Source organism: Chitinophaga chungangae (assembly GCF_017742215.1).
Classification (GTDB): Bacteria; Bacteroidota; Bacteroidia; order Chitinophagales; family Chitinophagaceae; genus Chitinophaga; species Chitinophaga chungangae.
The window spans coordinates 786,654-811,735 of record NZ_JAGHKP010000002.1; the positions used below are offsets into that span (position 1 = coordinate 786,654).

The following is a 25,082-nucleotide window of genomic DNA, read 5'->3' on the forward strand; positions in this document are numbered from 1 at the left end:
AACGTCAGCCCTAAAATTAGAAGATTCCACAATTTCATACCAGTAATTTGATTCCGCGTTAACTACGCTTTAACGTCATTGTTAATAAATAGGGATTCTTGCCTAAGCCTCAGCCTTCTTAAAGGTACGAAACACGCGCCCGAATGGATTGCAAACGGATTGTATTTAACAATATTTTTTATTCCTACCTTTACGCCAAAAGGCAGGCAAGTGGCGGATATCATCAATTTATTACCGGATAATTTAGCGAACCAGATTGCAGCAGGCGAAGTGATCCAACGGCCCGCCTCGGCGGTTAAAGAGCTGCTGGAGAATGCGGTAGACGCAGGAGCGACTGAAATCCAACTGTTCATAAAAGATGCCGGCAAAGAGCTGGTACAGGTGATCGACAACGGCAGCGGCATGAGCGATACCGATGCCCGCATGTGCTTCGAGCGACACGCCACTTCAAAGATCCGTTCTATCGACGATCTTTTCCATATCCGCACCATGGGCTTCCGCGGCGAAGCGCTTGCTTCCATCGCCGCCGTAAGCCAGGTGGAACTGAAAACACGCCGTGCCGGCGACGAACTGGGTAGTTTCATTGAAATAGACAACAGTGTGATCAAACGGCAGGAACCGTGCCAGGCCCCCTTCGGTACGAGCATTGCCATGAAGAACCTGTTTTTCAACGTGCCCGCACGCCGCAATTTCCTGAAAAGTAATGCGGCGGAAATGCGGCATATTGTGGATGAATTTATACGGGTGGCCCTCGCCTTCCCGCATCTCCAGTTTTCCCTCAACAGCAACGGCCAGCAAATGTTCCACCTCGAAAAAGGTTCCCTCAAACAAAGAGTGGTGAACATCCTCGGCCAGCATTACAACGCCAAACTGGTGACCGTCAGGGAAACCACCGATTATATGAACATCCACGGGTTTGTGGGTAAACCCGAAACCGCTAAAAAGACCCGCGGCGACCAGTTCTTTTTTGTGAACAATCGTTTCATCAAAAGCAGCTACCTCAACCATGCCGTGATGAACGCTTTCTCGGAAATGATCCCCGCAGACAGCTACCCGCTTTACGTACTGTTCATCGATCTCGATCCCGCACATGTGGACATCAACGTGCACCCTACCAAACAGGAGATCAAGTTCGACGACGAGCGCATCCTGTACGCCTTTGTACAGTCCGCCATCAAACACGCGCTGGCGCAGTTCAGCGTTACGCCGGCGCTCGATTTCGACCTGGACCCCGGCATCCAGCAGCTGGACGCGCTCACGCAGCCTTTTACCGAACAGAAAAAGGTACAGTCCGCCAACACTTCCATTTACAAAACCTTCACCCACGCCAACCAGGCGCATGTGATCGACAAAAGCAGCAACAGCAACCTGCAGCACTGGAAAGAACTCTACGGCGAACCTGCCCGGCCGGACAACGATCATGCGCCTGCGCCGCCGGAAACGCCGCTCAGCACCGCGTCCGTTATCGACGAGCGCTGGCAGGAAGCGGCCACCGATCATAAAGTGCCCGTGCAGGTACACCAGCAATACATTCTTTCGCAGATCAAATCGGGTTTTATCCTGATAGACCAGCGCGCGGCGCACGAGCGCATCCTGTACGAACGTTACCAGAAAGCGCTGGCGGAAAAGCCCATGGCCACGCAGCAAAGCCTGTTCCCGCAAACGCTGGAGTTGTTGCCGGCAGACGCGCTGATCGTTTCCGAAATGCTGCCCGACCTGCAGGCGCTCGGCTACGACCTGGAACCTTTCGGCCAGCATACTTTCGTGGTACGCGGCACGCCGGCCGATATCCAGACGGGGAACGAACAGGCCAGCATCGAAGGCCTGCTGGAGCAGTTCAAACATTTCAGCAGCGAGCTGAAGCTCAACCGCCGCGAACGCCTCGTGCGTTCCATCGCGCGCAACAACGCCATTCCCCCGGGCAAAGTGCTGGGTTCCCGGGAAATGCAGAACATTATCGACGAACTGTTCGCCTGCGCCACGCCGAATGTTTCGCCGGGCGGGCGTTTCACGTTCATCTCGTTCAAGCTCAACGACCTCGAAAAAATGTTTGAAAGGGGAATGTAAAATGTCAGGTTCTCAACGCTTCCATCACTTCTTTCAGCTGGTGGTACAATAACGAATACGCTTTGTAATTTTTTTGGTATACCTGCAGGTGCGTTTCATCCGGCTCGAACACTCTCGCGGCGGCCGCGGGGCTGAACTGCCAGGCGTCTATCTGTTCGAGCGCATGCCAGCCGAGCAATGCGGCGCCCAGCGCTGAAGCGTCTTCGTCCTGGTGCAGCAGCATCGGTTTCTGGAAAATGTCCGCCAGAAGCTGTATCCACAGCGGCGAGGCCGTGAAACCGCCGCTCACCGTTATTTCATGCACATCGCCCACTACGCTTTCGAGCGCTTCGCCAACGCTGTACAATCCAAAACAAATGCCTTCGATCAATGCCCGCTGAAAATGCGGGGAACCGTGCTGCTGGCGGATGCCGACGTATGCGCCGGAAGCCCGGCTGTCCCACACCGGCGCGCGTTCGCCGAGCAGGTAAGGCATGCACAACAGCCCGTCCGAGCCGGGAGGCGCGGTGAAAGCGGTTTTGAGGAAGTCGTTATAATCAGACCAGGGGAGAAAAGATTTGGAGAACCATTGCAAAGCGCCGCCACCGTTGTTCACCGCGCCGCCGCATACGTAATGTTCGGGCGTGAGCAGGTAGGAAAAAAGCCTTCCCTGTTCGTCGTTCGCGGGTTTGCCGGTCATCATGCGCATGGCGCCGCTGGTGCCGATAGTGAGCGCGGCATGACCGGGCTGTACGGCGCCGCTGCCCAGCTGGGCGAGGCATCCGTCGCTGCTGCCGGTGAGGATGAGCGTTTCTTTTGGAACGCCGAGGGCTTGCGCCATGGCGGGGTCCATCCCGATCAGGAGGCGGGTGGTTTCCACGGGAATGGGCAGGCGATCGTCCGTAACGCCGGCCAGTTCCAGCGCTGGCGCATACCAATCCAGCGTTCGTACGTCGAACAGGCCGGAGCCGGAAGCCACGGAATAATCGGTCACGAATTCGTGGAAGCAGCGGTAGAGGAACAGTTCCTTGATACCGGCGAAACAGGCGGCCTGTTCGAATATTTCAGGCTGATGCTCCCGCAGCCATTGCAGCTTGCAAAGCGGGCTCATGGGATGAATGGGGGTGCCGGTGGCCTGGTATATTTCCCGGCCTTCCGGGGAATTTTTCAGCGCGGTGGCGTATTGTTCGGCCCGGTTGTCTGCCCAGGTCATGAGCGGCGTGAGCGGCTCCCCGTCCGCATCCACGGCCATAAAGCTGTGCATGGCGCTGCTCAGCGCGATGGCGGCGGGCGGCGCGCCCATCTCTTCAACGGTCTGGCGGATGGTGGCGATTACGGCGGAAATGATCTGCTCAGGGTCCTGCTCACTGAAGCCGGGCTGCGGGTGAAGCGTCGGGTACGATTGTCTTTTCGATACCGGGATTTGCCCGGAAGGCGTAACAGCGACCGTTTTGGCGCTGCCGGTCCCGATATCAACGCCCAGGATATATGGTGTCTTCGTTGTCATAGAATAGAAGCCGAAAGTAAAAAACACCTTCCATTTTCCACATTTAATTTATAGATTTAAATACTCAGGTCGAATCTTATTAACAAAAATCCACGTTCAAAACCATGGCATTCGAGATTAAAAAACAGGCGAAGGCGTACGATGTATGCATCATCGGCTCCGGCGCAGGGGGAGGCATGGCTGCCAAAGTACTGTCTGAAGCAGGCTTGAAAGTAGCGCTGCTGGAAGCAGGCCCGAAATATGACCCGGCAGACCCGGCACAGCAGACGCAGTTGAAATGGCCCTACGAATCACCGCGCAGAGGTGCCAGTACCACCCGCCCGTTCGGCGATTTCGACGCGGCATACGGCGGATGGGAAATTGACGGTGAGCCCTATACGAAAAAGAACGGCACGCAGTTCGACTGGTTCCGCTCGCGCATGGTGGGCGGCCGCACCAACCACTGGGGGCGTATTTCGCTCCGCTTCGGCCCGAACGATTTCAAACACTATAGCATCGACGGGCATGGAGACGACTGGCCCATCGGCTACGACGACGTAAAACCCTTTTACGACCGCGTGGATAAAATGATCGGCGTATTCGGCTCCAAAGAAGGCATTTTCAACGAACCGGACGGATATTTCCTTCCGCCGCCCAAACCGCGCCTGCACGAACTGATGGTGAAAAAGGCCGGCGACAGGCTGGGCATTCCCGTCATCCCTTCAAGGCTTTCCATTCTTACCCGCACCGTGAACAAAGACCGCGGCGCATGTTTTTATTGCAGCCAATGCAGCAGGGGCTGTACCGTACATGCGGATTTCTCCTCTTCCACCGTGCTGATCAAGCCGCTGATGAAGAGCGGGAATGTGGACCTGTACACTAACGCCATGGCCCGCGAAGTGCTCACCGACGCCAGCGGAAAGGCCACCGGCGTGAGCTACGTAGACAAAACCGATCAGCAGGAATATGTCGTGAACGCCCGCGTGATCGTACTGGCGGCCAGCGCCTGCGAATCCGCGCGTTTGCTGCTCAATTCCAAATCTTCCGTTCATAAAAACGGGCTGGCCAACTCCAGCGGCGTGGTGGGCAAATACCTGCACGACAGCACCGGCGCATCGCGCGGCGCTTACATTCCCGCGCTGATGGACCGCAAGCGGTACAATGAAGACGGCGTAGGCGGCATGCACATGTACGTTCCCTGGTGGCTGGACAATAAAAAGCTCGACTTTGCGCGCGGTTATCATATCGAAATGGGCGGCGGCATGCATTTGCCTTCTTATGGATTCGGTTTCGCGATAGAAAACCTGCAAAGCAAAAATCCCAACATCGGCGACATTACGCCGGGCGGCTACGGCGCTTCGCTGAAAAACGAATACCGCCGCTATTACGGTTCCACCGTAGGTTTTGCGGGAAGAGGCGAGGCCATTGCGCGGGAAGACAACTATTGCGAAATAGATCCGAACGTGGTGGACAAATGGGGCATTCCCGTGCTGCGTTTCCATTACACCTGGAGCGAGCATGAGATCAAACAGGCGAAACACATGCACGAAACGTTCGAGCAGATCATCCACGAAATGGGCGGCATCCCGCTGGGCACGAAGCCCGGGGAAGAAAGCATGTACGGGCTTGAAAACCCCGGCCGCATCATCCACGAAGTGGGCACCACCCGCATGGGCGACGATCCGAAACGTTCCGTGCTGAACAAATTCAACCAGGCGCACGACGCGAAAAACGTGTTCGTGGTAGACGGCGGCGCGTTCGTGTCGCAGGCAGACAAAAACCCGACCTGGACGATCCTCGCGCTGTCGCTTCGCGCATCGGAATACATTGTGGACGAATTGAAAAAACAAAACCTGTAATTATCATGGACAGAAGAGAATCGCTCAAAGCCTTGGTAATAGGCTCTTTGTCTACCGGCGTAATACTCAGCGCCTGCGAAACCAAGCCCGGCGAAAAGGCCAAAGTTGGCGCCGGGGTGCTCAAAGAATACGGCCGCACGCCAGACGAGGTGCTGCGCGACGAATCACTTTTGAAAGAAACCTTTTTTACCGCCGCGGAAATGAAGACCATTACCGTGCTGGCTGATATCATTATCCCGAAGGACGAAACGTCCGGCAGCGCTTCCGATGCGAAAGTGCCGGAGTTCATCGAGTTTATCGTGAAAGACCAGGAGAGGAACAAACTGCCCATGCGCGGCGGCCTCCGGTGGCTGGATATGCATTCGCTGAAGCTGCACAACAAAATCTTCACCGATCTTTCCAAAGAGCAACAGCTGGCCATCGTGGACCAGATCGCGTATCCCGGGAAAGCCGCGCCGGAGCTCAGTCATGGCGTAAACTTTTTCAGCCTCATGCGCAATCTCACGGCCACCGGCTTCTTCACCAGTGAAATGGGCCTGAAAGACCTCGGCTACCAGGGTAACAAACCCAATGTATGGGACGGGGTGCCGGAAGATGTGCTCAAACAATACAATCTCGCTTACGATGAAAAAATGCTTGCCATCGCCATCAAGCCCGACGACCGCGGCAAAGTGATGACCTGGGAAGATTAACACGGAGGCGTGTAACCTTATGCATAGCGGCACGTTATAGGAATAATCACCCTATAATTTGCCGCTATGAAATTTCTGACAACCTGCCTGTTACTCCTTGCCTGTACTGTCGCCCATGCGCAGCAGACGGTCAACGACCGGATATTCGACAAACACCACCAGCTGAAACTCTCCGTGATGGCTCAGCTCGACCCTGTTAACCCCGGGTGGGACCTCAGCTATGAATTTCAATATGCCAAAAGATGGGCCTCACAGGTCAATTATACCTGGCTGACCGACCACATATTGGCATATGCGACTAACCGGGGAGAACCTCCGTATATCAGTTTGGAAGGCCGGCGGATCGGTATTGAACAGAAGTTTTTTTACCCGGAAAAACGCTCTGTACGCGTGCGGGAATATTTTGGCCTCAACCTCAATTATCTCGAAACACGTACCGTAAGCAAGCCCGATCTGAAAAGCAAGCTTGAACCGGGCGTTTTTATCCCCCCGGCCGGAACAAGAAGCACGGACCGCTATGTGTTTTCCACCAATTTCAAATTCGGTTTCGAAATACCGCTATGGCGCGGTTTTTTGCTCGACATGAGCGGAGGCCCGGGCATCAAGTACCGCGAAGTGACCAATACCTACAGCAATCCGGATATCACAGAAGCGCTCGTTGAATGGGATATCCTGAACCGGTATAACCCAACGAAAGAATGGACGGGTACTTTCACGTTCGATATCAAGATCGGGTACATGTTTTAAACGGTTAACGCCATGCTTATGAAGCTTTTTACATTCTTAATCCTGCTTTTTTCCGCCTGCAATGCCGCGCATGCGCAAAAAGCGCCCAATAACCTCATATTCCCTTATCACCACCAGCTGAAATTTTCTTTGTTTCCTACGCACGACCCTGTTAACCCGGGTTTTGAGCTCAGTTATGAATTTCAATACGCAAGAAGGTGGGCTTCACAAATCGGGTATACGGTTCTTTCCAACGGTATTCACGAATTGTTCGACGATAACGATGAATTTTACGACTTCAGCGGCAGGCGCATCAGCTTCGAGCAGAAATATTTCTACCCGGCCAAACATAATTATCCGTTCCGCAAATATTTTGCGCTGGACCTGAACCACCTCAAAGCCCACACTACCAGCGTGATCTTGTACGAAATCACCATGCACCCCAATGATCCGGTTGTGCTACCGGACAGGATGAATATCGAACGCAGTACGTTTTCCATCAACCTGAAATTCGGCTTCGAGATCCCGATCCCGAAACACTGGATGATGGATATTTCCTTTGGGCCGGGCTTCAAATACCGCAAGGTATCCAACGACTTTGCCCCGCGTTATAGTTCCTATATCCACGGTGGCAATTGGTTTACGGACCGCTATACGCCGATGGAGGACTGGGTGCCGAATATTGCGTTTAATGTCAAGATCGGGTATATGTTTTGAAACAAATGACCGCAACAATCCGTCACCATGAAATATATCGTCCCTGTATTGTTACTCTTTGCCTGTACCGTCGCACACGCTCAAAACGTCAGTAAAAACACCATTTTCCCACATCGCAACCAGTTGAAATTTTCTTTGTTTCCCCTGCACGACCCGATCAATTCCGGCCTGGAATTCAGCTACGAGCGCCAGTATAGCGAGCGATGGGCCACACAGCTTGCTTTCACCGTATTGTCTAACGGCCTGCATGAATTATTCGATACGGAAAAGGAATACCATGGCTTTAAAGGCCACCGCATCAGCATCGAGCAGAAATGGTTCTATCCCGGGCGCCGCGAACGGCAGATCAGGAGATATTTTTCCCTGGATGTCAATCGCCTCGAAGCCCACACTATCCGTACCACGTACAGCGACACTGCGCCGGTGAATCCCGTGGACCGTATGAACATCGATCGCACGACGGTTTCGGTGAATTTTAAATATGGCCTTGAAATCCCCGTGAAGAAGCGGTTCCTGCTCGACCTGAGCGCCGGGCCGGGCGTGAAGTTCCGCAAGGTGTTCAACGACAAAAACTATGTCGGCGGCTGGCGGTCTGATTGGGATGTGGACAAGATCTTTGCACCGGGGAAGGAATCGACGGGCAATTTTGTAGTGAGCGTGAAGATCGGGTATATGTTCTGACGGCGGGAAATTCGAATAAATGCCACATATTGCAGCTGCAGTAATTTACCCGGCATGAACTTCAGTTACAAAAACAATAAAAAAGGATCGGAACTAAGGCTGGTTCTCGAAGAAGCGCATTTTGACAGGATCTTTTACGGGAAAGACCTGAAGGATAAACTGCTGACCATCGCCTGGAACCGCGGCCCCGCACAGCAGGTCACCATCGACGGCGTGGCGTATACCTTCGGGGAACATACCATACTGCCGCTTATGGTGAACCAGAGCTTCGAGTTCGCTTCCCCGGCGGACATTACCGCCTGGCAATTTAACCGCGAGTTTTATTGCATCGTCGATCACGACAAGGAAGTGAGCTGCGCCGGCTTTCTTTTTTACGGCTCCGCCGAACAGCTTTTTATTGCGCTGGATCAAAAGGACGAAGAGAAGCTGGCTTTGCTGCTGCGGGTATTCCTGGATGAGTTCGAAACGGACGATAATATCCAGGGAGACATGCTGCAGATGCTGCTCAAGCGGCTGATCATCATCCTTACCCGCCTTGCGCGCGGGCAATTCGTTACCGGTCAGCCGCTTACGGAAGACAAGATGGACATTGTGCGCAAATACAACATGCTGGTGGAAAATCATTATAAAAAGGAGCACCGCGTGAGTTTTTACGCGGAAAAGCTGCACCGTTCGCCCAAAACGCTTGCTAACCTGTTCGCTATTTACAATCGTAAATCCCCGCTGATGGTGATCCGGGAAAGAGTGCTGCTGGAAAGCAAGCGCCTGCTGATGTATACGGACAAATCCGCCAAGGAAATCGCCTACGAGCTTGGGTTTGAGGACGCAGCTTATTTCAGCAAGTTCTTCAAACAAAACGCCGGCCAGTCCCCTTCCGATTTCAGAAATTCAAAAGACCCGTTAACCCGCAACTAAATCCCGAAAATTCCCGGCCGGGAAAAAACAGCAAGTTTTCAGGAAGTCCTTCCATTTTCCACCCTCCGGGAATGGATGACCTTTGTTACGTCAACAAACACAAAAAACGAATTCAAAAATCGTAAAACATAACAACATGAAAACTTTCAACGTCCCCGCCAGAGAACAGGTATCCCTCAATAACCAGGCTATTTTCGACAACCTCAAAAAAGTGGTAGGTTTTGTACCGAACCTCTATGCTACTTTCGCGCATTCTGAAAATGCGCTGGCCAATTACATGGCATTGCAGAGCGGCAAAACGTCGCTGAAAGCGAAAGAAAAAGAAGTGGTGAACCTGGTAGTGAGCGAAGTGAACCAATGTGTTTATTGCCTGAGCGCTCACACTGCCATCGCTAAACTGAACGGTTTTACGGAAGACCAGATCCTGGAGATCCGCGCGGGTGAGATCACTTTCGACCCGAAGCTGGACGCGCTGGCTAAACTGGCGAAAGGCATCGTGGAAAACCGCGGTCATGCCAGCGATGAAACGATCGGCAATTTTTATGCGGCAGGTTACAACGAAGGCAGCCTGGTGGACGTGGTAGTGCTGGTGGGAGATAAGATCATCACCAATTACCTGCACGCGCTTACCAATATCCCTGTAGACTGGCCGCTGGCGGCAAAACTGGAAACCGCAGTTCAATAAGTTTCGTAAGCATCAGGAACCAACATAAGAGCCGGCCTGGTTTTCCTCCCGGAAAGCCGGGCCTGGTTTTGTCGATTCGTAGATCGTACCTTCAACGATCATGCAAAAATCGTTAAACGTCATATTGCCTTCTTCCAGCCCAAGCTTTTTTAACGCCCTTGGCAAACTCCTTTCGAACTCACGGTATTCCCGTTTTAACGTCCCGGTACCGGGAATCGCCGCTCTTCGCGATGCTGTTTTTAACCAGTCACGCACTTTTTCAATGATCTTGTCGTGATCGTTGTCATGCGCTTTTGTATCGATGCCGCTAAGATCTGAAATGTATTGCTGGTAGAGATACTTCGTCCGTTCGAATACAAGTCCGGATTTTGTTTTCTGTTCCCTGTTCCCAAAATGTTTTGCCGCAAGGAACAATCCTGCTTCAAACGGCATATTGAACCTGGGCAGGCCCCTGCTGTTCACTTCGATCCGAGAAATATCATGAATCCCGTACCGGCAATCCGCAATGCACCGCAAAATTTTATGCAACCGGTTATCTGTTCCGTCATCCTCGTTTAATGCCGTGATAGGACTAAAACCGCACCTGTAAATAACGAATACCATGGCGTACAGCAATGGCCTGTATCCGTCGTCGAAGGGGCAGTTTATAAAGACTTTGTCGTCGTACGCATGGGTTAACTGCATAAATTTCCTGTAAAATGGCTGGTTAAATCCGGCGGTTATTCCGGCTTAATATGCTTGTCTCCGTCGGCCTTCTTCGCCGCTTCGACACGCATCTCCCAAAAAACCGCTTTTACCGCCGCCTTTATCTTTGCAGCGGGTATCGAGGTCTTTCTTTTTACTCATTTTAATTTTATTTGTTTCATATTCCGAAGTTACCAAAATCTCTTTTTCAACTTCGAAAATTGCGCGCGTTTTTTTAATGCACATTTTCCCTGAACACCCTGTTCAGCCAGCGCAGCATTACGAAAATGAGCCCCGCTGCAAATCCCAGTAGCACAAAGTTCACCAGGAAATAATTTATCTTGTTGTCGTAAGTATCCCACATCGCGGCAAGCACGCCGGATAATTTATTACCGATCGAAGTGGCCAGGAACCAGCCGCCCATCATCAGCGAAGTGAAACGCGGCGGGCTGAGCTTCGATACAAGAGAAAGCCCCATCGGGCTAAGCAGCAGCTCTCCCGCGGTGATCACGCCGTAACAGCCGAACAACCACCACATCGACGCTTTTTCCGCGCCGTTGTTACAAAAATATACCGCGGCCACCATCATAAAAGTGGACAACGACGATATCAGCAGGCCCCACGCAATTTTCGTGGGCGTGCTCGGCTCCCGGTTGCGCCTGCGCAGGAACGCAAAAAAGGCCACCACCAGCGGCGTAAGAATGATCACGAAAAACGGGTTCACCGACTGGAACAGTTCCGTATTCACCACGCTGATGCTGCTGCCTTCTGCAGGCATATGCTCCGGCGCCACATTCTTCAGATATACCGGCACGCCGATTTCTTTTACAGGCTGGCCGCTTGCATCTTTTATCACCCTGAACTCATGATCGTACGCCACTACCGAATCGGTTTTATTGGTCACCGTTTCGGCGAGGAACAGCGACTGCGCGGGCCTTTCAATCGCCGGCGACAACTCGCGGTCTGTATAGAACTGCGCCCAGGTGGTTAGCGCGGTGCCGTTTTGTTTGAACACGGCCCAGAACATGACGGACACTGCAAAGATCGCCAGCAGCGCTTTTACGGGCTGTTTATCGCCGGCGCTGGCTTTACGCAGCAGGTTGGCAAAGAAATAAATGATGGGAAGACAGGCGAATATAAATGCGTCCGTAGAATCGGAACCGAAAATGCTGCCGGGTATCACCCAGCCGATGTACCCCGCCACCAGCACGGGCAGGAACACCTGCGCGAAAATGCTTCCCAGCGGCATATCATCCGGCTGCGCGGGTTTCGGCACATCCGCGTGTTTATAATGTTTCAGTCCCGCGATAAAAATGATCACGCCGAGGAACATGCCGATGCCGGCGGCAATAAAGGCCGCGCCCCAGTTGATGCTGTTGCGCAGGTAGGCGGCAAAAAAGGTGCAGATGAACGCCCCGATGTTAATGCCCATGTAAAAGATATTGTACCCCGTGTCTTTCTGCGGTTTGTACTGCGGGTCGTTGTACACGTTGCCCAGCAGGGTGGAAATGTTGGGCTTGAAAAAGCCGTTCCCCACGCAAATGAGCGCGAGCGAAAGGTAAAATACCGTCAGATTTTGAACGGACAGCCCGATGTAGCCGATGCCCATAAGCACGCCGCCGATGATGATCGATTTAGAATAACCCAGTTTGCGGTCGGCCAGCAGGCCGCCCACGAAAGGGGTGAGATAGACGAAGGCGATGAAGGTGCCGAAAATGTCCACGGCCTTTTTCCGGTCCATGGCCCAACCGCCGCTTTCCGCATCCGTCAGGTATAACTGGAGAATGGCCAGCAGCAGGTAAAAGCCGAACCTTTCCCACATTTCGGAAAAGAATAAAAAGGGTAACGCAACGGGATGCTTGCGGTTAGACGACATTGTTGTAACTGTTTTGGTTGCGGCTAAAAATAACATTAAAACGGCAATCCGGCCAAAATTAATGGGAACATAACGGCGGGGTTTATTAACTTGTAATTCTTACCAGCAGGGCATCTCCCCTGTTCCCTTTATAAAATCGATTTAGCACGGTACGCCACTCATAGAGTAATTTGGAAATTCTAAGATTTTTTCTATTATATTGAACGAAAATTTATCAAATCATGGTTCAGGAAAAAAATAACGAAGGAAACCAGATTTCACGTAGATCATTTCTAACTACCGGCGCTACCGCCGCGGCAGGGTTCATGATCGTTCCACGTCACGTATTAGGAGGAAAGACGAAAGGTTTTACAGCGCCCAGCGACAGGCTGCGCGTTGCGGGCATCGGCGTTGGCGGTAAAGGCGAAAGCGATATCGCCGAATTTGCCAAAGGCCCCGCAGATATCGTGGTGTTGTGCGATGTGGACGACAACCGCGCGGCCAATTCGGTGAAACGTTTCCCGAAAGCCAAGTATTACAAGGATTTCCGCGAAATGCTGGACAAAGAGCACAAAAACATCGATGCCGTGTCTGTATCCACGCCGGACCACACCCACGCCGTAGCCGCCATGGCAGCCATGCAGCTCGGCAAACACGTATACGTGCAAAAACCGCTTACGCACGACATTTACGAAGCGCGTATGCTCACCGAAGCAGCCAAAAAATACAAAGTAGTTACCCAGATGGGCAACCAGGGCGCTTCCGGCGACGGCGTGCGCCAGCTCATGGAATGGTATAACGCCGGCCTCATCGGCGACGTGCATACCGTTTACTGCTGGACCAACCGCCCAGTTTGGCCGCAGGGCCTTCCCTGGCCCACGGCTTCCGCCGAAATTCCCAAAGGCCTCGACTGGGACCTCTGGCTGGGCACCGCTCCCAAAAAAGATTTCGTTAATAAACTCGTGCCGTTCAACTGGCGCGGCTGGTGGGATTACGGTACCGGCGCCCTCGGCGACATGGGCTGCCACATCGTGGAACCTCCCTTCCGCGTGCTCGGCCTCGGCTACCCTACTTCCGCTGAAGCCAGCGTTGGCAGCGTGTATGTAGACGAGTTCAAACAAGGATATTTCCCGGACAGCTGTCCTCCCTCTTCCCACGTGATCATGAACTTCAAAGGCAAAGCCGGCGATATCAAACTTCACTGGATGGACGGCGGCATTCAGCCCGCACGCCCCGAAGAACTGGGCCCGAACGAAAGAATGGGCGACGGCGGCAACGGCGCGCTGTTCATCGGCACCAAAGGCAAAATGATGTGCGGTACCTACGGCATGTACCCTTCCCTGCTGCCTACCAGCCGCAACGCACAGGCTAACGTGCCTAAAACCATCGCGCGCGTGCCGGAAGGCCACTATCAGCAATGGGTGAACGCATGTATCGCAGGTTATGGCAAAAAAGAGCTCAGCGCTCCTTTCGAAATCGCCGGCCCCCTCACGGAAACCATCCTGATGGGCAACCTCGCCATCCGCAGCTACGATGTTCGCAAACCGAAAGCAGACGGCAAAGGCTTCGATTACCCCGGCCGTTATATCAAACTGCTGTGGGACGGCCCGAACATGAAGATCACCAATTTCGACGACGCCAACCAGTTCGTAAAACGCACTTACCGCGACGGCTGGGCGCTCGGAAAATAAGCAGCTTCCATACCAATGGACATAAAAAAGCCGGGGCCTGTGCCCCGGCTTTTTGTATTTTCCACAAAGAGGTTAGCGGAACAATTCCTTAAAATCCCTTTTAAACTCTTGCCATTCCGCATCGGCCTTTTTCATGGACTTATCCAGGTTTGCTTTGGTTTTGTCCCAGGCTTCGGCGGTGCTGTTGCGCACATCCTCCAGGCGAAGGGCGAGGTCGTCCCGCACTTCCTGCAGGTCTTTACGGGCTTTTTCGCTTTTTTTGCTGCCGTCTTTTTTCAGTTCCTCAATGCGTGCGTCGAGGCTGTCCATTTTTTCTTTGATGGCCGCGGCGGCTTTGTCTTTCTGTTCTTTCAGGTACGCGCCGGCAGTGTCGGCCTTCATTTCCATGCCTTCTTCCATTTCTTCGGCGCCCTGCTCCATTTTATTGGCCGCGGAATCGCTGCCGGAACCGGTTTGGCTGTTCTGGCACGCCATCATGGCGGCCGCTGCCAGTACAAGGATATATTTTTGCATACGATCTGTTTTAAAAGAATACGCAAACGGTATTCCAAATTTATTCCTGGATGGCCGTGAAGGTCGCCAGTACGGAATCTCCTTTCTGCAGGCGCAGCAGGTCTTTTTCGATGGTATACCTGCTGGTGGCCTGGAGGGCTTTGGAGAAGGCGTTTTCCACATCCAGCGCCGGGCAGGCCATCTGGGTGGATATCACGTCGGATACGGAAAGGTCGCCCCCGGGCGTGGCCACGTATTTGGCCCCGAAGCCGTTACAGCCCAGGAAACCCTGCACCTGCGAAGAGGTGTCGATCAGTTGCATAAAAATGGGTTTTCCACTGTCCGGGATTGCCTGCGGGCCGCCGGGCAGTTCTTTCAGTTTCCAGCGGGTGCCTTCCAGTTTCCAGGCGGTTTCCGCGCCGGCGGGCTGGATGGCGGCGGATGCTGCCGTGTCCTGCGTTCCTTGTTTGGACGTGCCCTGGCAGGCGCAGGCGAAAATAGCGCCGACCGCAAGGGCGCATAGAATGATCTGTTTCATACGTCGGGTTTTATGGTAAAATCACATATTATCAATCTTCAAGCCATTTTAACACATACAAAGCGGAATTGTTCCGGATTTCACGGCCGGTAATCGCGGATATTGAAAAATTCGCTAGGTTTGGGCCTCTTTTACAAAATCTGAACTATGAAGAAAAATCTATTCCTGCTGCTGCTTTTGCTTTCGGTAAAACTGGTAAGGGCAGACGAAGGCATGTGGCTGCCGTATCTCCTCGGCCAGCAGACCTATGCAGACATGGTGAAAAAAGGGCTGAAGCTTTCCAAAGAGCAACTCTACAGCATCAATAAGGCTTCCATGAAAGACGCCATCGTTATCTTCGGCGGCGGCTGCACCGGCGAGATCGTGAGCAACCAGGGCCTCATCTTCACCAACCACCACTGCGGCTACGGCGCCATTGCCGGCGCCAGCAGCGTAGAGCACAACTATCTCCGCGATGGTTTTTACGCTAAAAGCCAGAAAGAAGAAATCCCCTCCAAAACCCTCTCCGTTCAATTCCTCGTGCGCGTCGAAGACGTGAGCGCGAAGGTGGAAGAAGCCATCAAAGGCGCCTCCCTCAACGAACGCGGGGCAAAACTGCAGGGCGTTTACGGCGAGATCATCACCGCCGCCACTTCCGGCAACGGCTACGAAGCCAAAGTGATCCCCATGTTCAAAGGCAACCAGTACATCCTTTTTGTGTACGAACGTTATAAAGATATCCGCCTCGTAGGCACTCCCCCCGAAAACGTAGGCAAGTTCGGCGGCGATACCGACAACTGGGAATGGCCCCGCCATACCGGCGACTTCTCCGTGTTCCGCGTGTACGCCGGTAAAGACGGCAAACCCGCGGAATATTCAGCGGACAATGTGCCGCTCAAGCCCAAGTATTTCCTGCCCGTTTCCATCAAAGGCGTGAAGGAAAACGATTACGCCATGATCTTCGGTTATCCCGGCGGCACCAACCGTTACGAAACTTCCCTCGGCGTAAAACTGAAAACCGAAGTGGAAAACCCTTCCATCGTGAACCTGCGCGACATCCGCCTGAAGTACATGTTCGAGGAAATGAAAAAAGACCCGGCCGTGAAACTGCAACTCGCATCTTCTTACGCCGGCATTGCCAACTACTGGAAATTTTTCGACGGCGAAAGCAAACAGCTGCTGAAATATCACGTGTACGAGGAAAAACAAAAACAGGAAGCCGCTTTCCAGCAATGGGCAAAAGGCAAACCTGAGTTTGAGAACGTATTCCCGCAGTACGAAAAGGCCTACACAGCCTGGGCGCCTTACACCAAGGAACGCATTTACCTGATGGAAGGCATTCTTGGCTCTCCCCTCGCGGCTTACGCCAGCACGCTCGGCCAGGTTGAAAACGCCATTCTCCAGAAAGGCAACGTGAAAGCCGCCGTGGCCGCCGCAGACGCCGCACGCGCCAACTTTCTGAAAGACGAGAACAAACCCAGCGACCAGAAGATCCTGGCGATCACCGCGCAGATGTATTACAATGACATCCCGAAAGACCAGCACCCGATCGGGTTTTACGAAAGCCTCAAATCCTTCGGCGATCTGAACGACGAAAAAACCTATCGTACCTGGGCCGCGAACGTGTTCGCCAACACCATGATATTCGACGACGCGAAATGGAAAAAATTCACGGAAAACCCCGACGCTACCGTGCTGCAAGACGATCCGGCCTATGCTTACGCATCCGCTTTCGTGAAAAATTACGTGGGCAAATACCTGCCGCTGTACAACCAGTTTGTTGCTGAAAATAATGAGCTGGGCCGTTTGTACCTGAAAGGCGAAATGCAGCGCCAGCCCAAGGCCAACCGTTACCCCGACGCGAATTTCACCATGCGCCTTTCCTACGGCCAGGTGAAACCTTACAAACCCCGCGATGCCGTGGCTTACGATTATGTAACCACCATCGACGGCGTCATGGAAAAATACAAGCCGGGCGATTACGAGTTCGACCTGCATCAGCATTTCATCGATCTCGTGAAGAAAAAAGACTTCGGCCAATACATCGACGCAAAACGTAAAACGCTCGTAGTCGGGTTCATCACCACAAACGATATTACCGGCGGCAACTCCGGCTCTCCCGTGATCAACGGCAACGGCGAGCTGATCGGCCTTGCGTTCGACGGCAACTACGAAGCGTTGAGCCACAAGATCCAGTTCGACAAAAACCTGAACCGTACCATCAACGTGGATATCCGTTATGTACTCTGGTGCATCGACAAACTGGGCGGCGCGAAAAATATCATCAACGAGCTGAAGATCGTGAAATAATTACGCTTCAGCCCGAAATGAAAAAGCTGCTTCCGAACGGAGGCAGCTTTTTTTTATGTTTGATCTCTTTTGTTTACCCCGCATTCGCCACGCGCAAAAGGAATTTTTCCACCGCCCTTCTCACCACGGTGGACGTGGAATTGTGATTGTTCACCAGTACGCTGAAGATGAGCGTTTTCCCCGTTTTTGTTACCATATAACCGCTGAGCGCCACACAGCCGCTGAGCGTGCCTGTTTTGGCATATAATCTTCCCGGCAATGCCTGGTAATAGTTGCGCAGCGTGCCTTTGCCGCCGGAAGGAAACAAAGGCCAGAGGCGTTCTTTCGGGTATTTTTTTAATAGTTTGTCCAGCACGGTTACGAAGTCGCGCGGCGTGAAAAGGTTGTAGCGCGAAAGCCCGGAGCCATCTACCCAGTTGGGCGGGTGCGGCAGGTCGTGCAGCGTGCTGTCGAGCATGAACCGGATGATCTTCCGGCTGTCGATGGTATCGAATTTTTCCGCGGAGCACATCATAAGGATCTGTTCCGCAAAGAAGTTATCGCTGCGGTGCATCATCGGCTGAAACAACGTGTCTGCGGGAATGCTTTTCAGCAGCATATTTTCCGTTACCAGCGGCGATGCCAAAACGCCTACGGGCTTGCGCAGCGTGTCTTGCAGGCGGCGGGCCAGCTGCTGGCGGTTGCCGGTAATAAAAGGCACTTCGAATGCATGCGTGGTTCTTTCGTCGGCGCGAAGATGAAGGATAAAAAGGTTTTCGCGTTCTTCCCTGTCTGCCAGCGCTTCGGCGGGCGCCCGTTCGTACACCAGTTCTGTGGGGAATTCGGGCGTCATGGTATAACCGGCGCCGGTGAGCTTTACCCAGGCCACGTTGCCGTACATCGGCCATTCGTTCAGTTCAGGCTGGTAATAATCGGCGTAATCGCTCCAGCCCCAGCCCGGCCCGAAACGTTTGTTTTTGATGGTGGCGGGCTGCAGCCAGATATTTTTATCCGTATGCGCAAGCAGGTCCATCACCGGCTGGTATTGAAAATCCGGGTGCAGGAACGAAGGATCGGCCGTGCCGCGGATGAACAATGCGGTATCGTTTTCCGCATACCGCATGCCGGGCAATGAATCGCCGAGCAATTGCAGGCCGGTGAAAAGCGTGAATATTTTTGTGTTGGACGCGGGGGTGAAAAATTTATCGTCCTGGTGCCGGTACCAGTATTTACCGGTAGCTGGGTCGTAAATGCTGATGCCGATGTGCGCTTCGCGGAGGTCTTTTGCCTGGAGCACGTCCTGCTGCGCCCACTGGCGGAGGTTTTTAGGCTGGGAATACGCCGTGGCGCTCATAAGCAGGGCAGCAAAGGCGAGGTAGATGGATCTCATGTTTATCAAGATAAAAAATTTCCGGCTCAGTTGCCAATCCTTTGTTAAAACGTTTCAATGCCGGTAGTACGGCCCGCAGGGATCGATATATTTGTCCGTACCTACAATCCTCCACCATGCTAAAAATATCCGCTATCCCCCTGGTATTGGGCCTTTTGCTCTTTTCCGCGTCCTGCAGAAAAAAGGATGCGCTGGCCGGCATCGATAAAAACGCCCTTTTCGCCGCGCCTTCGCAAAACGAACTGGATGCCGTGCAGGCAGCCTGGGCGCAGCGGGACCTCATTCCGCAGGAAGTCAGCATAGAAGAAACGCATGTTATCAACGACAAACTTAATTATCACCTTATTTCTTTCCGTTTGAACGGCCTTAAACAATATGCCGGCGCACTGGTGCCCGTTACTTCCAGTCCCTTGCCCGTTCATTTATTTGTTTACGGTTTTGCTTTGAATGATCCGGTAAGCATACAAAACATCGGAACTTCCAATTCAGGCACGCTGCCGTTCGTCTATGTTATCCCGGCTTTAAGCGGGCAATCGCTGGCAGTGAAGATCAACGGCACGGAATATAAAAGCCCGCAGTCTGAAGGAACCCGCAACAACGCTTTTGACGGGGCAACCGACGATGCGATCGCTTGTCTGAACGCCGTGGCCGCTACTTTCAGCGAGGCGGACGGGTCGAAGGCGATCATACGCGGGGGAAGCCGGGGAGGCACCGTGGCTTTGCTCGCCGCCATCCGCGACACCCGCATAAAACTCGCCGCGGGCGTGGCTTTCCCGTCAGACCTCATTGAACTGACCGCTTCGCATCAGAACGATGACACCTACAAATTCCAGTTCCTCGATGCGTTGATCAATAAAACCGCCACGCTGGAAGAAACGCGTTTGAAAATGATCGCCAGTTCGCCGTTGTATTTCTGCAAAAACCTTCCCAAAACACAGATCCACTTTGGCGCGAAAGACGTTATCACGCCCGCGCGGCAGGGGGAAAAACTGCTGAATGCCATGAAGGCATTGGGTTTAGAAGACCACCTCGAACTTTTCATCTATCCAAACTACTCGCATGAAATGGGCAATAATCCTGAAATGGAAGCCCGCATTAAAACTTTCTTCAGCCAGCTTTGACATAAAAAAGCCGGCCATTAACGGCCGGCTTTGCGTGTCAGTTATGTCATTGAATCAAGAGAAATATTTGGTGATGCCGGGTTTGGCATACGCATAGTTGCCGTTTGCATCGGGCAGTACCGGCGGCGGCGCATCGAACGCGTATTTCGCGGGCTGCAGGTTGATGCCGGATGCCAGCGCTTTGTCCCAGGCTATGGACTGGCCGGAATATGTAGCCATACGGCCGATGATGGCAGACAGCGTAGCTTCGGCACCGCGTTGCGCATCCTGGAACTTAAATTCGCCTTTAGCGATGGCTTCGAACAGTTCGTCGTGCTCGGCCTGGTAAGGGCGGTTTTCTTTTTTGCGATCGAACTGGTAAAGCACTTTGCCTTTATGGTCGAGAATGGTGCCTTTGTCGCAGATGATGCGGCCTTTGGTGCCCACGATCTCTTCGTCCACACGGCTCACGGAATCTTTCCAGTGGCGGCATTGTGCGTTCATCACCACGCCGTTGTCGTAACGGTATTCCACGTAGTGGTGGTCGAAGATCTCACCGAACTCAGGACCTGTGCGGATCGCACGGCCACCCATGCCAACGGCGGTTACGGGAGTTTTGCCCATGAACCAGTTGCCCACGTCGATATTGTGAATATGTTGTTCTACGATATGATCGCCGCAGAGCCAGTTGAAGTAATACCAGTTACGCATCTGGTATTCCATTTCAGTGTACTCCTGTTTGCGGGGCCGCACCCACAGCGCGCCCTGGTTCCACCAAACCTGCATGGAGGTGATGTCTCCGATGATGCCGTCCTGCAGGCGTTTGTGAAGCTCGCGGTAAGAGGTCTGGTAATGGCGTTGAAGGCCTACCACCACGTTGAGTTTCTGGGCTTTCGCTTTTTCGGCGGCGGCCAGCACTTTGGCGATGCCCGCGGGATCGGTGGCCACGGGTTTTTCCATGAACACGTGTTTTTTCTGGTTGATCGCCTCTTCGAAATGGATCGGGCGGAAACCCGGAGGGGTGGCGAGGATCACCACGTCCGCTTTGGCCATGGCCTGTTTGTAGGCGTCGAAGCCGGTGAATTTATCTGCATCCGTTACTTTAACGCGCTCGGGCGTTTTTTTCATGGATTCGAGAATGTTGTTGTAGCTGTCTTCCAGCCTGTCTTTGAAAGCATCCGCCATCGCGACCAGCTGTATGTTCTGTTTGGTGCTGAGCGCCTGAACGGCGGCCCCGGTACCGCGCCCGCCGCAGCCTATCAGGGCTACTTTGATCACGTCGGCTGCACCCGAAAAGAAATTGGTTTGACTTGCATGAGATAAAATAGGGGCGGCCATCAAACCTCCCGCGAGTAACGAGGATTGTTTTACAAAGTCTCTGCGGCTTTGACCGTGGAATGATTGTGCTTTTTCGTTTTCCATGATGGGTATTTTACCGGGACTATTTTTCGGTAGTACCGTTGGTGATTATAATAGAACATTAGCTCTCGGAGAAATTACTAAACCTTTTCCGTAAATCCATGCTGTGACAGCTTTTTGACGGACCCGGGCTTAACGGGCGCCTACGAACTGGTCGATCGCGTCGGCGAAGAATTTCTCCGCTTCGGCTTTGGTAGGCTGTTTCAGCGGCCTCACGATCCTGAAACCTACAAACGGCGCATCGGCGTTCCACCATTTGCTTTTCGGGATCTGCGGATCGCGGTCGTTCCAGGCGATGTCAGACATCAGGCGGGAAGCGCACCTGGCGGCCGCGGCCTCGTCCAGGTAATTGCCGCCGCGCACGGTGCGTGGTGTTTTGTCCGTCGGTTTGTTCCAGGGATTGACCGCTTCGGCTTTTTTATAGGCTTCTTCGTCGTATTGGTCCATGGTCCATTCCGCAACGTTGCCCAGCATGTCGTAAAGCCCCCAGGCATTGGGTTTCAGCTCGCCGACCTTGTGGTAAACCTCGGTGCTGTTATCTTTCGTCCAGCCGTACTCTTTCAGCTGCGCGGCGTCGTTACCGAAGGGATATGCTGTAATGCTGCCCGCGCGGCAGGCGTATTCCCATTCCGCTTCGGTGGGGAGGCGGAAAAACACGCCCGTTTTGTTGTACAGCCAGCGGCAATACATCAATGCCCCGTACTGGCTCATGCTGTTGGCCGGGAAACCGCCGCTTTTGCCCATACCGAGTGTAAGGTCGATGTAGGGCGGGCTGGGGCGCGTCATGCCGTCGGGCAAGGGCGTCTGGTCTTTATCTCTATCTGCGTACAGGTCGTATTGATCGAACGTGATCTCGTAAGCGCCCATCCAAAAGGCGTCTACCGTCACTTTTTTCTGCGGGCCTTCGTCTGCATCACGCCCTGCCTCTTTCTCCGGGCTCCCGAGCAGGAACTCTCCCGCTTTAACGGGTACCATTTTGATAGTAACGTCGCTACCTGCGATCTTTTGTTCGTATGGCGCAAACGGGGTTTCTGTCTGGGCGTAAGCCGTGCCGGCTATCATTCCTCCCAGCAACATGATCACTGTTTTCTTTGTCATCGGCGAAAAGTGCTAAAATAGTTGAGCCCGTGAATTTATTAAATCCCGGCGTTGAAAGCAATATTAATTTTATAAACGTTAAATAAGGTCTACGAATGTTGCAAATTCTATCAATTTCCTCCTAAATCCCCCTTTTTTGTCAAATCATTCGGATTTCCATTGAAAAGCTATTAATTTCCGTCCTCGCACAGCTCATTTTAAACAAAATCACGCTATGGAAAGAAGAACCTTCCTCCAACAAGGCGCCCTGGCCGGCATTTCGGCCCTCGCCCTCGGCGGCTCCAGCGCAGCCAAAGCCGCTGAATCAGCCCCCGGAAAGGCTGAAAAAACCTTCAACCTCGACTATGCCCCTCATGCAGGGATGTTCAAAAACAGCGCGGGAGACGATTTCCTGGACCAGATCCGCTTCATGCACGACCAGGGCTTCCGCTCCATTGAAGACAATGGCATGTTGGGAAGGGACACCGCCATGCAGAACAAGATCGGCGACCTTCTGGCTAAAAACAATATGCGCATGGGCGTATTTGTGATAGACGGCGGCGAGAACTGGAAGATCTCTCTCACTACCGGCAAAAAAGAACACCTCGACCTGTTCCTCAAAACCTGCGAGCGCTCTGTTGAGCTGGCCAAACGCGTGAACGCCAAATGGGCCACCGTGGTTCCGGGCTTCTTCGAGCGTAAACTGCCTATCGGCGTACAGACCGGTAACGTGATCGACGCGCTGCGCCGCGGCTCCGAAATACTCGAAAAAGGCGGCCTCACCATGGTACTGGAGCCGCTCAGCGATACGCCCGAGCTGTTCCTCCGCACATCAGACCAGACGTATATGATCTGCCGCGCGGTGAACAGCCCTTCCTGCAAAATCCTCTACGACATTTACCACATGCAGAAAAACGAAGGCATGCTGATCCCCAACATCGACCTGTGCTGGAGCGAGATCGCCTACATCCAGATCGGCGACAATCCCGGCCGTAAAGAGCCCGGCACCGGCGAGATCAACTATAAAAACATTTTCAAACACCTGCACGAAAAAGGCTACAAGGGCGTGATGGGCATGGAGCACGGCAACGCCAAACCCGGCAAGGAAGGCGAAGCCGCCCTCATCAAAGCGTACCGCGATGCAGATAATTTCCTTTAATCGGTTCCAAACATGAAGAAAGTATTTTTACTGGCCTCGCTGGTCCTGTTTTGCACGGCCATTTACGCTCAGAAAATAAAAGTAGCCTGCGTGGGCAACAGCATTACGTTTGGACGCGGGCTGGGAGACAGCACTTATCCCAAACACCTGCAACGCCTCATCGGCGACGGCTACGAAGTGCGCAACCTGGGCATCAGCGGCAGAACGCTGCTGAAGAAAGGCGACAAACCATACTGGATAGAACCGCTGTTCGCCGAAGGCAAAGCCTGGGCGCCGGATATCGTGATCATCAAACTCGGCACGAACGATTCCAAGCCGCAGAACTGGGACGCGAACAAAAACGATTTTATCGCGGATTACAAGGCTTTTGTTGAAGAATGGAAAAATCTCCCTTCGAAACCGAAGGTTTACATCTGTTATCCCGTGCCGGTTTACCCGGAATATCAGAAAGGAACGAACAACAAATTCCGCATCCGCGGAGAGGTAGTGAAAGAGGAGATCCTTCCGGCGATTAAAAAGATCGCGAAGGCGGAGAAAGTAAAGATCATCAACCTGTACAAAGCATTGTCCGGCCATGGAGAGTTTTTCGCGGACGGCGTGCATCCCAACAAGCTGGGCGCGGTGCTGATAGCGGAAACGATTGCGAAGGCGATCAAAAAATAACGAACGCGCATAAAAAGGAAAGGGACACTGTTGCAGTGTCCCTTTTTCTATTTCTTCAACTGCTCCTGCAGCCATGCAATGCACAGGCCGGGCCAGCTGTTCAGCACCGGGTCTTTCGGCGCCATGCCGTAGCCGTGGCCGCCGTGGTCGTACACATGCAGCGTGGCGGATATTTTATTTTTTACGAGCGCCTGGTAAAACAGCAGGCTGTTTTCCACCGGCACCACTTTATCATCCGTAGAATGTATCAGCATCACGGGCGGGGTTTGCGGGGTGATGCGGAGGTTGGTGCTGAGCGAATCTTTCATGGCCGCAGTGGCGTTGGGGCCGAGAAGATTGTTCATGCTGCCTTTATGGGTGAACTCGCTGTTCATCAAGATCACGGGATACACAAGCACGGAGAACGCCGGCCGGGTGCTCCATTTCTCCAGTTCGTCCGTGGCCTGCGGATTGCCGGGGATGATCATCGTGGTGAGCGTGGACGCAAGATGGCCTCCGGCTGAAAAGCCCATCACGCCTATCTTTTCGGGGTTCAGTCCCCAGGATTTCGCTTTGCTTTTCACAAGGCGCATGGCCTTGGTCACGTCGTTGTACTGCGCGGGAAAACGCGAGCCGCTTTGCTGCGCGTCGTTCAAACGGTAATGCAGCACGATGGCGTCGTAACCCTGCGCGGTGAAAAACGCGGCAATGTCTTTCCCCTCGTGTTCTATGGCGAGGTGGGTATATCCGCCGCCGGGGCAGATCAGCACGGCCGCGCCGTTCTTTTTATCGCCTGCGGCGGTGTAATGGTCGATATGCGGCACATCGTCTACCTTGCGGCCGCCGGCAATACGGAGCTCCGGCTGACCGGGATACAAATCGATCCGTTCGACTTTTTCCTGTGCTGAAACGGTAATAGTTGTTAGCATAAGCAATGCAGCGGCAAGGCTGTTTTTCATA

The 25,082-nt window shown here is 53.3% G+C and carries 22 protein-coding genes; 13 read left to right on the forward strand and 9 right to left on the reverse strand.

The window, feature by feature from the left end; all coding sequences use genetic code 11:
• Positions 1-210: 210 nt before the first annotated feature.
• On the forward strand, positions 211-2,067 hold the full coding sequence (gene mutL / locus J7I43_RS11325; protein ID WP_209145785.1) for a DNA mismatch repair endonuclease MutL: 1,857 nt from the start codon (positions 211-213) through the stop codon (positions 2,065-2,067).
• A gap of 4 nt (positions 2,068-2,071) precedes the next feature.
• Here the strand turns inward: mutL and J7I43_RS11330 are convergent, their stop codons facing one another.
• Positions 2,072-3,553, reverse strand: a complete 1,482-nt coding sequence (locus tag J7I43_RS11330; RefSeq protein ID WP_209145786.1) for a gluconokinase — start codon at positions 3,551-3,553, stop codon at positions 2,072-2,074.
• 104 nt (positions 3,554-3,657) lie between these two features.
• On the opposite strand from J7I43_RS11330, the gene J7I43_RS11335 reads away from it, so the two are divergent.
• The 7 genes from J7I43_RS11335 (at position 3,658) to J7I43_RS11365 (ending at position 9,807) form a co-directional block, all read left to right on the forward strand.
• Complete coding sequence (locus tag J7I43_RS11335) at positions 3,658-5,391, forward strand: GMC family oxidoreductase (RefSeq protein WP_209145787.1); 1,734 nt, start codon at positions 3,658-3,660, stop codon at positions 5,389-5,391.
• Between the two features lie 5 nt (positions 5,392-5,396).
• Positions 5,397-6,083, forward strand: a complete 687-nt coding sequence (locus J7I43_RS11340) for a gluconate 2-dehydrogenase subunit 3 family protein (protein WP_209145788.1) — start codon at positions 5,397-5,399, stop codon at positions 6,081-6,083.
• A gap of 66 nt (positions 6,084-6,149) precedes the next feature.
• On the forward strand, positions 6,150-6,830 hold the full coding sequence (locus tag J7I43_RS11345) for a hypothetical protein (protein ID WP_209145789.1): 681 nt from the start codon (positions 6,150-6,152) through the stop codon (positions 6,828-6,830).
• 18 nt (positions 6,831-6,848) lie between these two features.
• Entirely contained in the window at positions 6,849-7,526 is a 678-nt protein-coding gene (locus J7I43_RS11350) for a hypothetical protein (RefSeq protein WP_209145790.1), read from the forward strand.
• 27 nt (positions 7,527-7,553) lie between these two features.
• Positions 7,554-8,207, forward strand: a complete 654-nt coding sequence (locus J7I43_RS11355; protein WP_209145791.1) for a hypothetical protein — start codon at positions 7,554-7,556, stop codon at positions 8,205-8,207.
• Between the two features lie 54 nt (positions 8,208-8,261).
• On the forward strand, positions 8,262-9,122 hold the full coding sequence (locus tag J7I43_RS11360; protein WP_209145792.1) for an AraC family transcriptional regulator: 861 nt from the start codon (positions 8,262-8,264) through the stop codon (positions 9,120-9,122).
• Between the two features lie 136 nt (positions 9,123-9,258).
• Entirely contained in the window at positions 9,259-9,807 is a 549-nt protein-coding gene (locus J7I43_RS11365; RefSeq protein ID WP_209145793.1) for a carboxymuconolactone decarboxylase family protein, read from the forward strand.
• Positions 9,808-9,819: 12 nt separating this feature from the next.
• Here the strand turns inward: J7I43_RS11365 and J7I43_RS11370 are convergent, their stop codons facing one another.
• Together J7I43_RS11370 and J7I43_RS11375 are read right to left on the reverse strand one after the other, a co-directional pair.
• A complete protein-coding gene (locus J7I43_RS11370; protein ID WP_209145794.1) occupies positions 9,820-10,491 on the reverse strand; it encodes a hypothetical protein in 672 nt (223 codons plus the stop codon).
• Between the two features lie 235 nt (positions 10,492-10,726).
• Entirely contained in the window at positions 10,727-12,403 is a 1,677-nt protein-coding gene (locus J7I43_RS11375) for a peptide MFS transporter (RefSeq protein WP_317197072.1), read from the reverse strand.
• A 185-nt stretch (positions 12,404-12,588) separates the two neighbouring features.
• On the opposite strand from J7I43_RS11375, the gene J7I43_RS11380 reads away from it, so the two are divergent.
• On the forward strand, positions 12,589-14,037 hold the full coding sequence (locus J7I43_RS11380) for a Gfo/Idh/MocA family protein (RefSeq protein ID WP_209145796.1): 1,449 nt from the start codon (positions 12,589-12,591) through the stop codon (positions 14,035-14,037).
• 72 nt (positions 14,038-14,109) lie between these two features.
• On the opposite strand, the gene J7I43_RS11385 is transcribed toward J7I43_RS11380, so the two are convergent.
• Both J7I43_RS11385 and J7I43_RS11390 read right to left on the reverse strand, forming a co-directional pair.
• Entirely contained in the window at positions 14,110-14,550 is a 441-nt protein-coding gene (locus J7I43_RS11385) for a hypothetical protein (RefSeq protein ID WP_209145797.1), read from the reverse strand.
• Positions 14,551-14,590: 40 nt separating this feature from the next.
• Entirely contained in the window at positions 14,591-15,067 is a 477-nt protein-coding gene (locus J7I43_RS11390) for an META domain-containing protein (RefSeq protein ID WP_209145798.1), read from the reverse strand.
• 147 nt (positions 15,068-15,214) lie between these two features.
• On the opposite strand from J7I43_RS11390, the gene J7I43_RS11395 reads away from it, so the two are divergent.
• On the forward strand, positions 15,215-17,356 hold the full coding sequence (locus J7I43_RS11395) for a S46 family peptidase (RefSeq protein ID WP_209145799.1): 2,142 nt from the start codon (positions 15,215-15,217) through the stop codon (positions 17,354-17,356).
• A gap of 73 nt (positions 17,357-17,429) precedes the next feature.
• Here J7I43_RS11395 and J7I43_RS11400 read toward each other — a convergent pair whose 3' ends face one another.
• Positions 17,430-18,725: a D-alanyl-D-alanine carboxypeptidase/D-alanyl-D-alanine-endopeptidase gene (locus J7I43_RS11400; protein ID WP_209145800.1), complete on the reverse strand. Its 1,296-nt coding sequence runs from the start codon at positions 18,723-18,725 to the stop codon at positions 17,430-17,432.
• A 116-nt stretch (positions 18,726-18,841) separates the two neighbouring features.
• On the opposite strand from J7I43_RS11400, the gene J7I43_RS11405 reads away from it, so the two are divergent.
• Positions 18,842-19,846: an alpha/beta hydrolase family protein gene (locus tag J7I43_RS11405; RefSeq protein ID WP_209145801.1), complete on the forward strand. Its 1,005-nt coding sequence runs from the start codon at positions 18,842-18,844 to the stop codon at positions 19,844-19,846.
• Between the two features lie 54 nt (positions 19,847-19,900).
• On the opposite strand, the gene J7I43_RS11410 is transcribed toward J7I43_RS11405, so the two are convergent.
• Positions 19,901-21,247: a Gfo/Idh/MocA family protein gene (locus J7I43_RS11410; protein ID WP_209145802.1), complete on the reverse strand. Its 1,347-nt coding sequence runs from the start codon at positions 21,245-21,247 to the stop codon at positions 19,901-19,903.
• A gap of 129 nt (positions 21,248-21,376) precedes the next feature.
• Complete coding sequence (locus tag J7I43_RS11415) at positions 21,377-22,342, reverse strand: formylglycine-generating enzyme family protein (RefSeq protein ID WP_236023359.1); 966 nt, start codon at positions 22,340-22,342, stop codon at positions 21,377-21,379.
• 214 nt (positions 22,343-22,556) lie between these two features.
• Here J7I43_RS11415 and J7I43_RS11420 point away from each other — a divergent pair, with 214 nt between their 5' ends.
• Entirely contained in the window at positions 22,557-23,480 is a 924-nt protein-coding gene (locus tag J7I43_RS11420; protein WP_209145803.1) for a hydroxypyruvate isomerase family protein, read from the forward strand.
• A 12-nt stretch (positions 23,481-23,492) separates the two neighbouring features.
• Positions 23,493-24,143: a GDSL-type esterase/lipase family protein gene (locus tag J7I43_RS11425; protein WP_209145804.1), complete on the forward strand. Its 651-nt coding sequence runs from the start codon at positions 23,493-23,495 to the stop codon at positions 24,141-24,143.
• Positions 24,144-24,190: 47 nt separating this feature from the next.
• On the opposite strand, the gene J7I43_RS11430 is transcribed toward J7I43_RS11425, so the two are convergent.
• On the reverse strand, positions 24,191-25,081 hold the full coding sequence (locus tag J7I43_RS11430) for an alpha/beta hydrolase (protein WP_209145805.1): 891 nt from the start codon (positions 25,079-25,081) through the stop codon (positions 24,191-24,193).
• Position 25,082: the final 1 nt, after the last annotated feature.

Coding starts and splice junctions, on each gene's coding strand:
- J7I43_RS11360 (WP_209145792.1), top strand. CDS start 8,262: ATGAACTTCAGTTACAAAAACAATAAAAAAGGATCGGAACTAAGGCTG.
- J7I43_RS11430 (WP_209145805.1), bottom strand. CDS start 25,081: ATGAAAAACAGCCTTGCCGCTGCATTGCTTATGCTAACAACTATTACC.
- J7I43_RS11380 (WP_209145796.1), top strand. CDS start 12,589: ATGGTTCAGGAAAAAAATAACGAAGGAAACCAGATTTCACGTAGATCA.
- J7I43_RS11330 (WP_209145786.1), bottom strand. CDS start 3,553: ATGACAACGAAGACACCATATATCCTGGGCGTTGATATCGGGACCGGC.
- J7I43_RS11345 (WP_209145789.1), top strand. CDS start 6,150: ATGAAATTTCTGACAACCTGCCTGTTACTCCTTGCCTGTACTGTCGCC.
- J7I43_RS11400 (WP_209145800.1), bottom strand. CDS start 18,725: ATGAGATCCATCTACCTCGCCTTTGCTGCCCTGCTTATGAGCGCCACG.
- J7I43_RS11340 (WP_209145788.1), top strand. CDS start 5,397: ATGGACAGAAGAGAATCGCTCAAAGCCTTGGTAATAGGCTCTTTGTCT.
- J7I43_RS11390 (WP_209145798.1), bottom strand. CDS start 15,067: ATGAAACAGATCATTCTATGCGCCCTTGCGGTCGGCGCTATTTTCGCC.
- J7I43_RS11350 (WP_209145790.1), top strand. CDS start 6,849: ATGAAGCTTTTTACATTCTTAATCCTGCTTTTTTCCGCCTGCAATGCC.
- J7I43_RS11370 (WP_209145794.1), bottom strand. CDS start 10,491: ATGCAGTTAACCCATGCGTACGACGACAAAGTCTTTATAAACTGCCCC.
- J7I43_RS11365 (WP_209145793.1), top strand. CDS start 9,259: ATGAAAACTTTCAACGTCCCCGCCAGAGAACAGGTATCCCTCAATAAC.
- J7I43_RS11425 (WP_209145804.1), top strand. CDS start 23,493: ATGAAGAAAGTATTTTTACTGGCCTCGCTGGTCCTGTTTTGCACGGCC.
- J7I43_RS11410 (WP_209145802.1), bottom strand. CDS start 21,247: ATGGAAAACGAAAAAGCACAATCATTCCACGGTCAAAGCCGCAGAGAC.
- J7I43_RS11335 (WP_209145787.1), top strand. CDS start 3,658: ATGGCATTCGAGATTAAAAAACAGGCGAAGGCGTACGATGTATGCATC.
- J7I43_RS11355 (WP_209145791.1), top strand. CDS start 7,554: ATGAAATATATCGTCCCTGTATTGTTACTCTTTGCCTGTACCGTCGCA.
- J7I43_RS11405 (WP_209145801.1), top strand. CDS start 18,842: ATGCTAAAAATATCCGCTATCCCCCTGGTATTGGGCCTTTTGCTCTTT.
- J7I43_RS11415 (WP_236023359.1), bottom strand. CDS start 22,342: ATGACAAAGAAAACAGTGATCATGTTGCTGGGAGGAATGATAGCCGGC.
- J7I43_RS11385 (WP_209145797.1), bottom strand. CDS start 14,550: ATGCAAAAATATATCCTTGTACTGGCAGCGGCCGCCATGATGGCGTGC.
- J7I43_RS11395 (WP_209145799.1), top strand. CDS start 15,215: ATGAAGAAAAATCTATTCCTGCTGCTGCTTTTGCTTTCGGTAAAACTG.
- J7I43_RS11420 (WP_209145803.1), top strand. CDS start 22,557: ATGGAAAGAAGAACCTTCCTCCAACAAGGCGCCCTGGCCGGCATTTCG.
- J7I43_RS11375 (WP_317197072.1), bottom strand. CDS start 12,403: ATGTTATTTTTAGCCGCAACCAAAACAGTTACAACAATGTCGTCTAAC.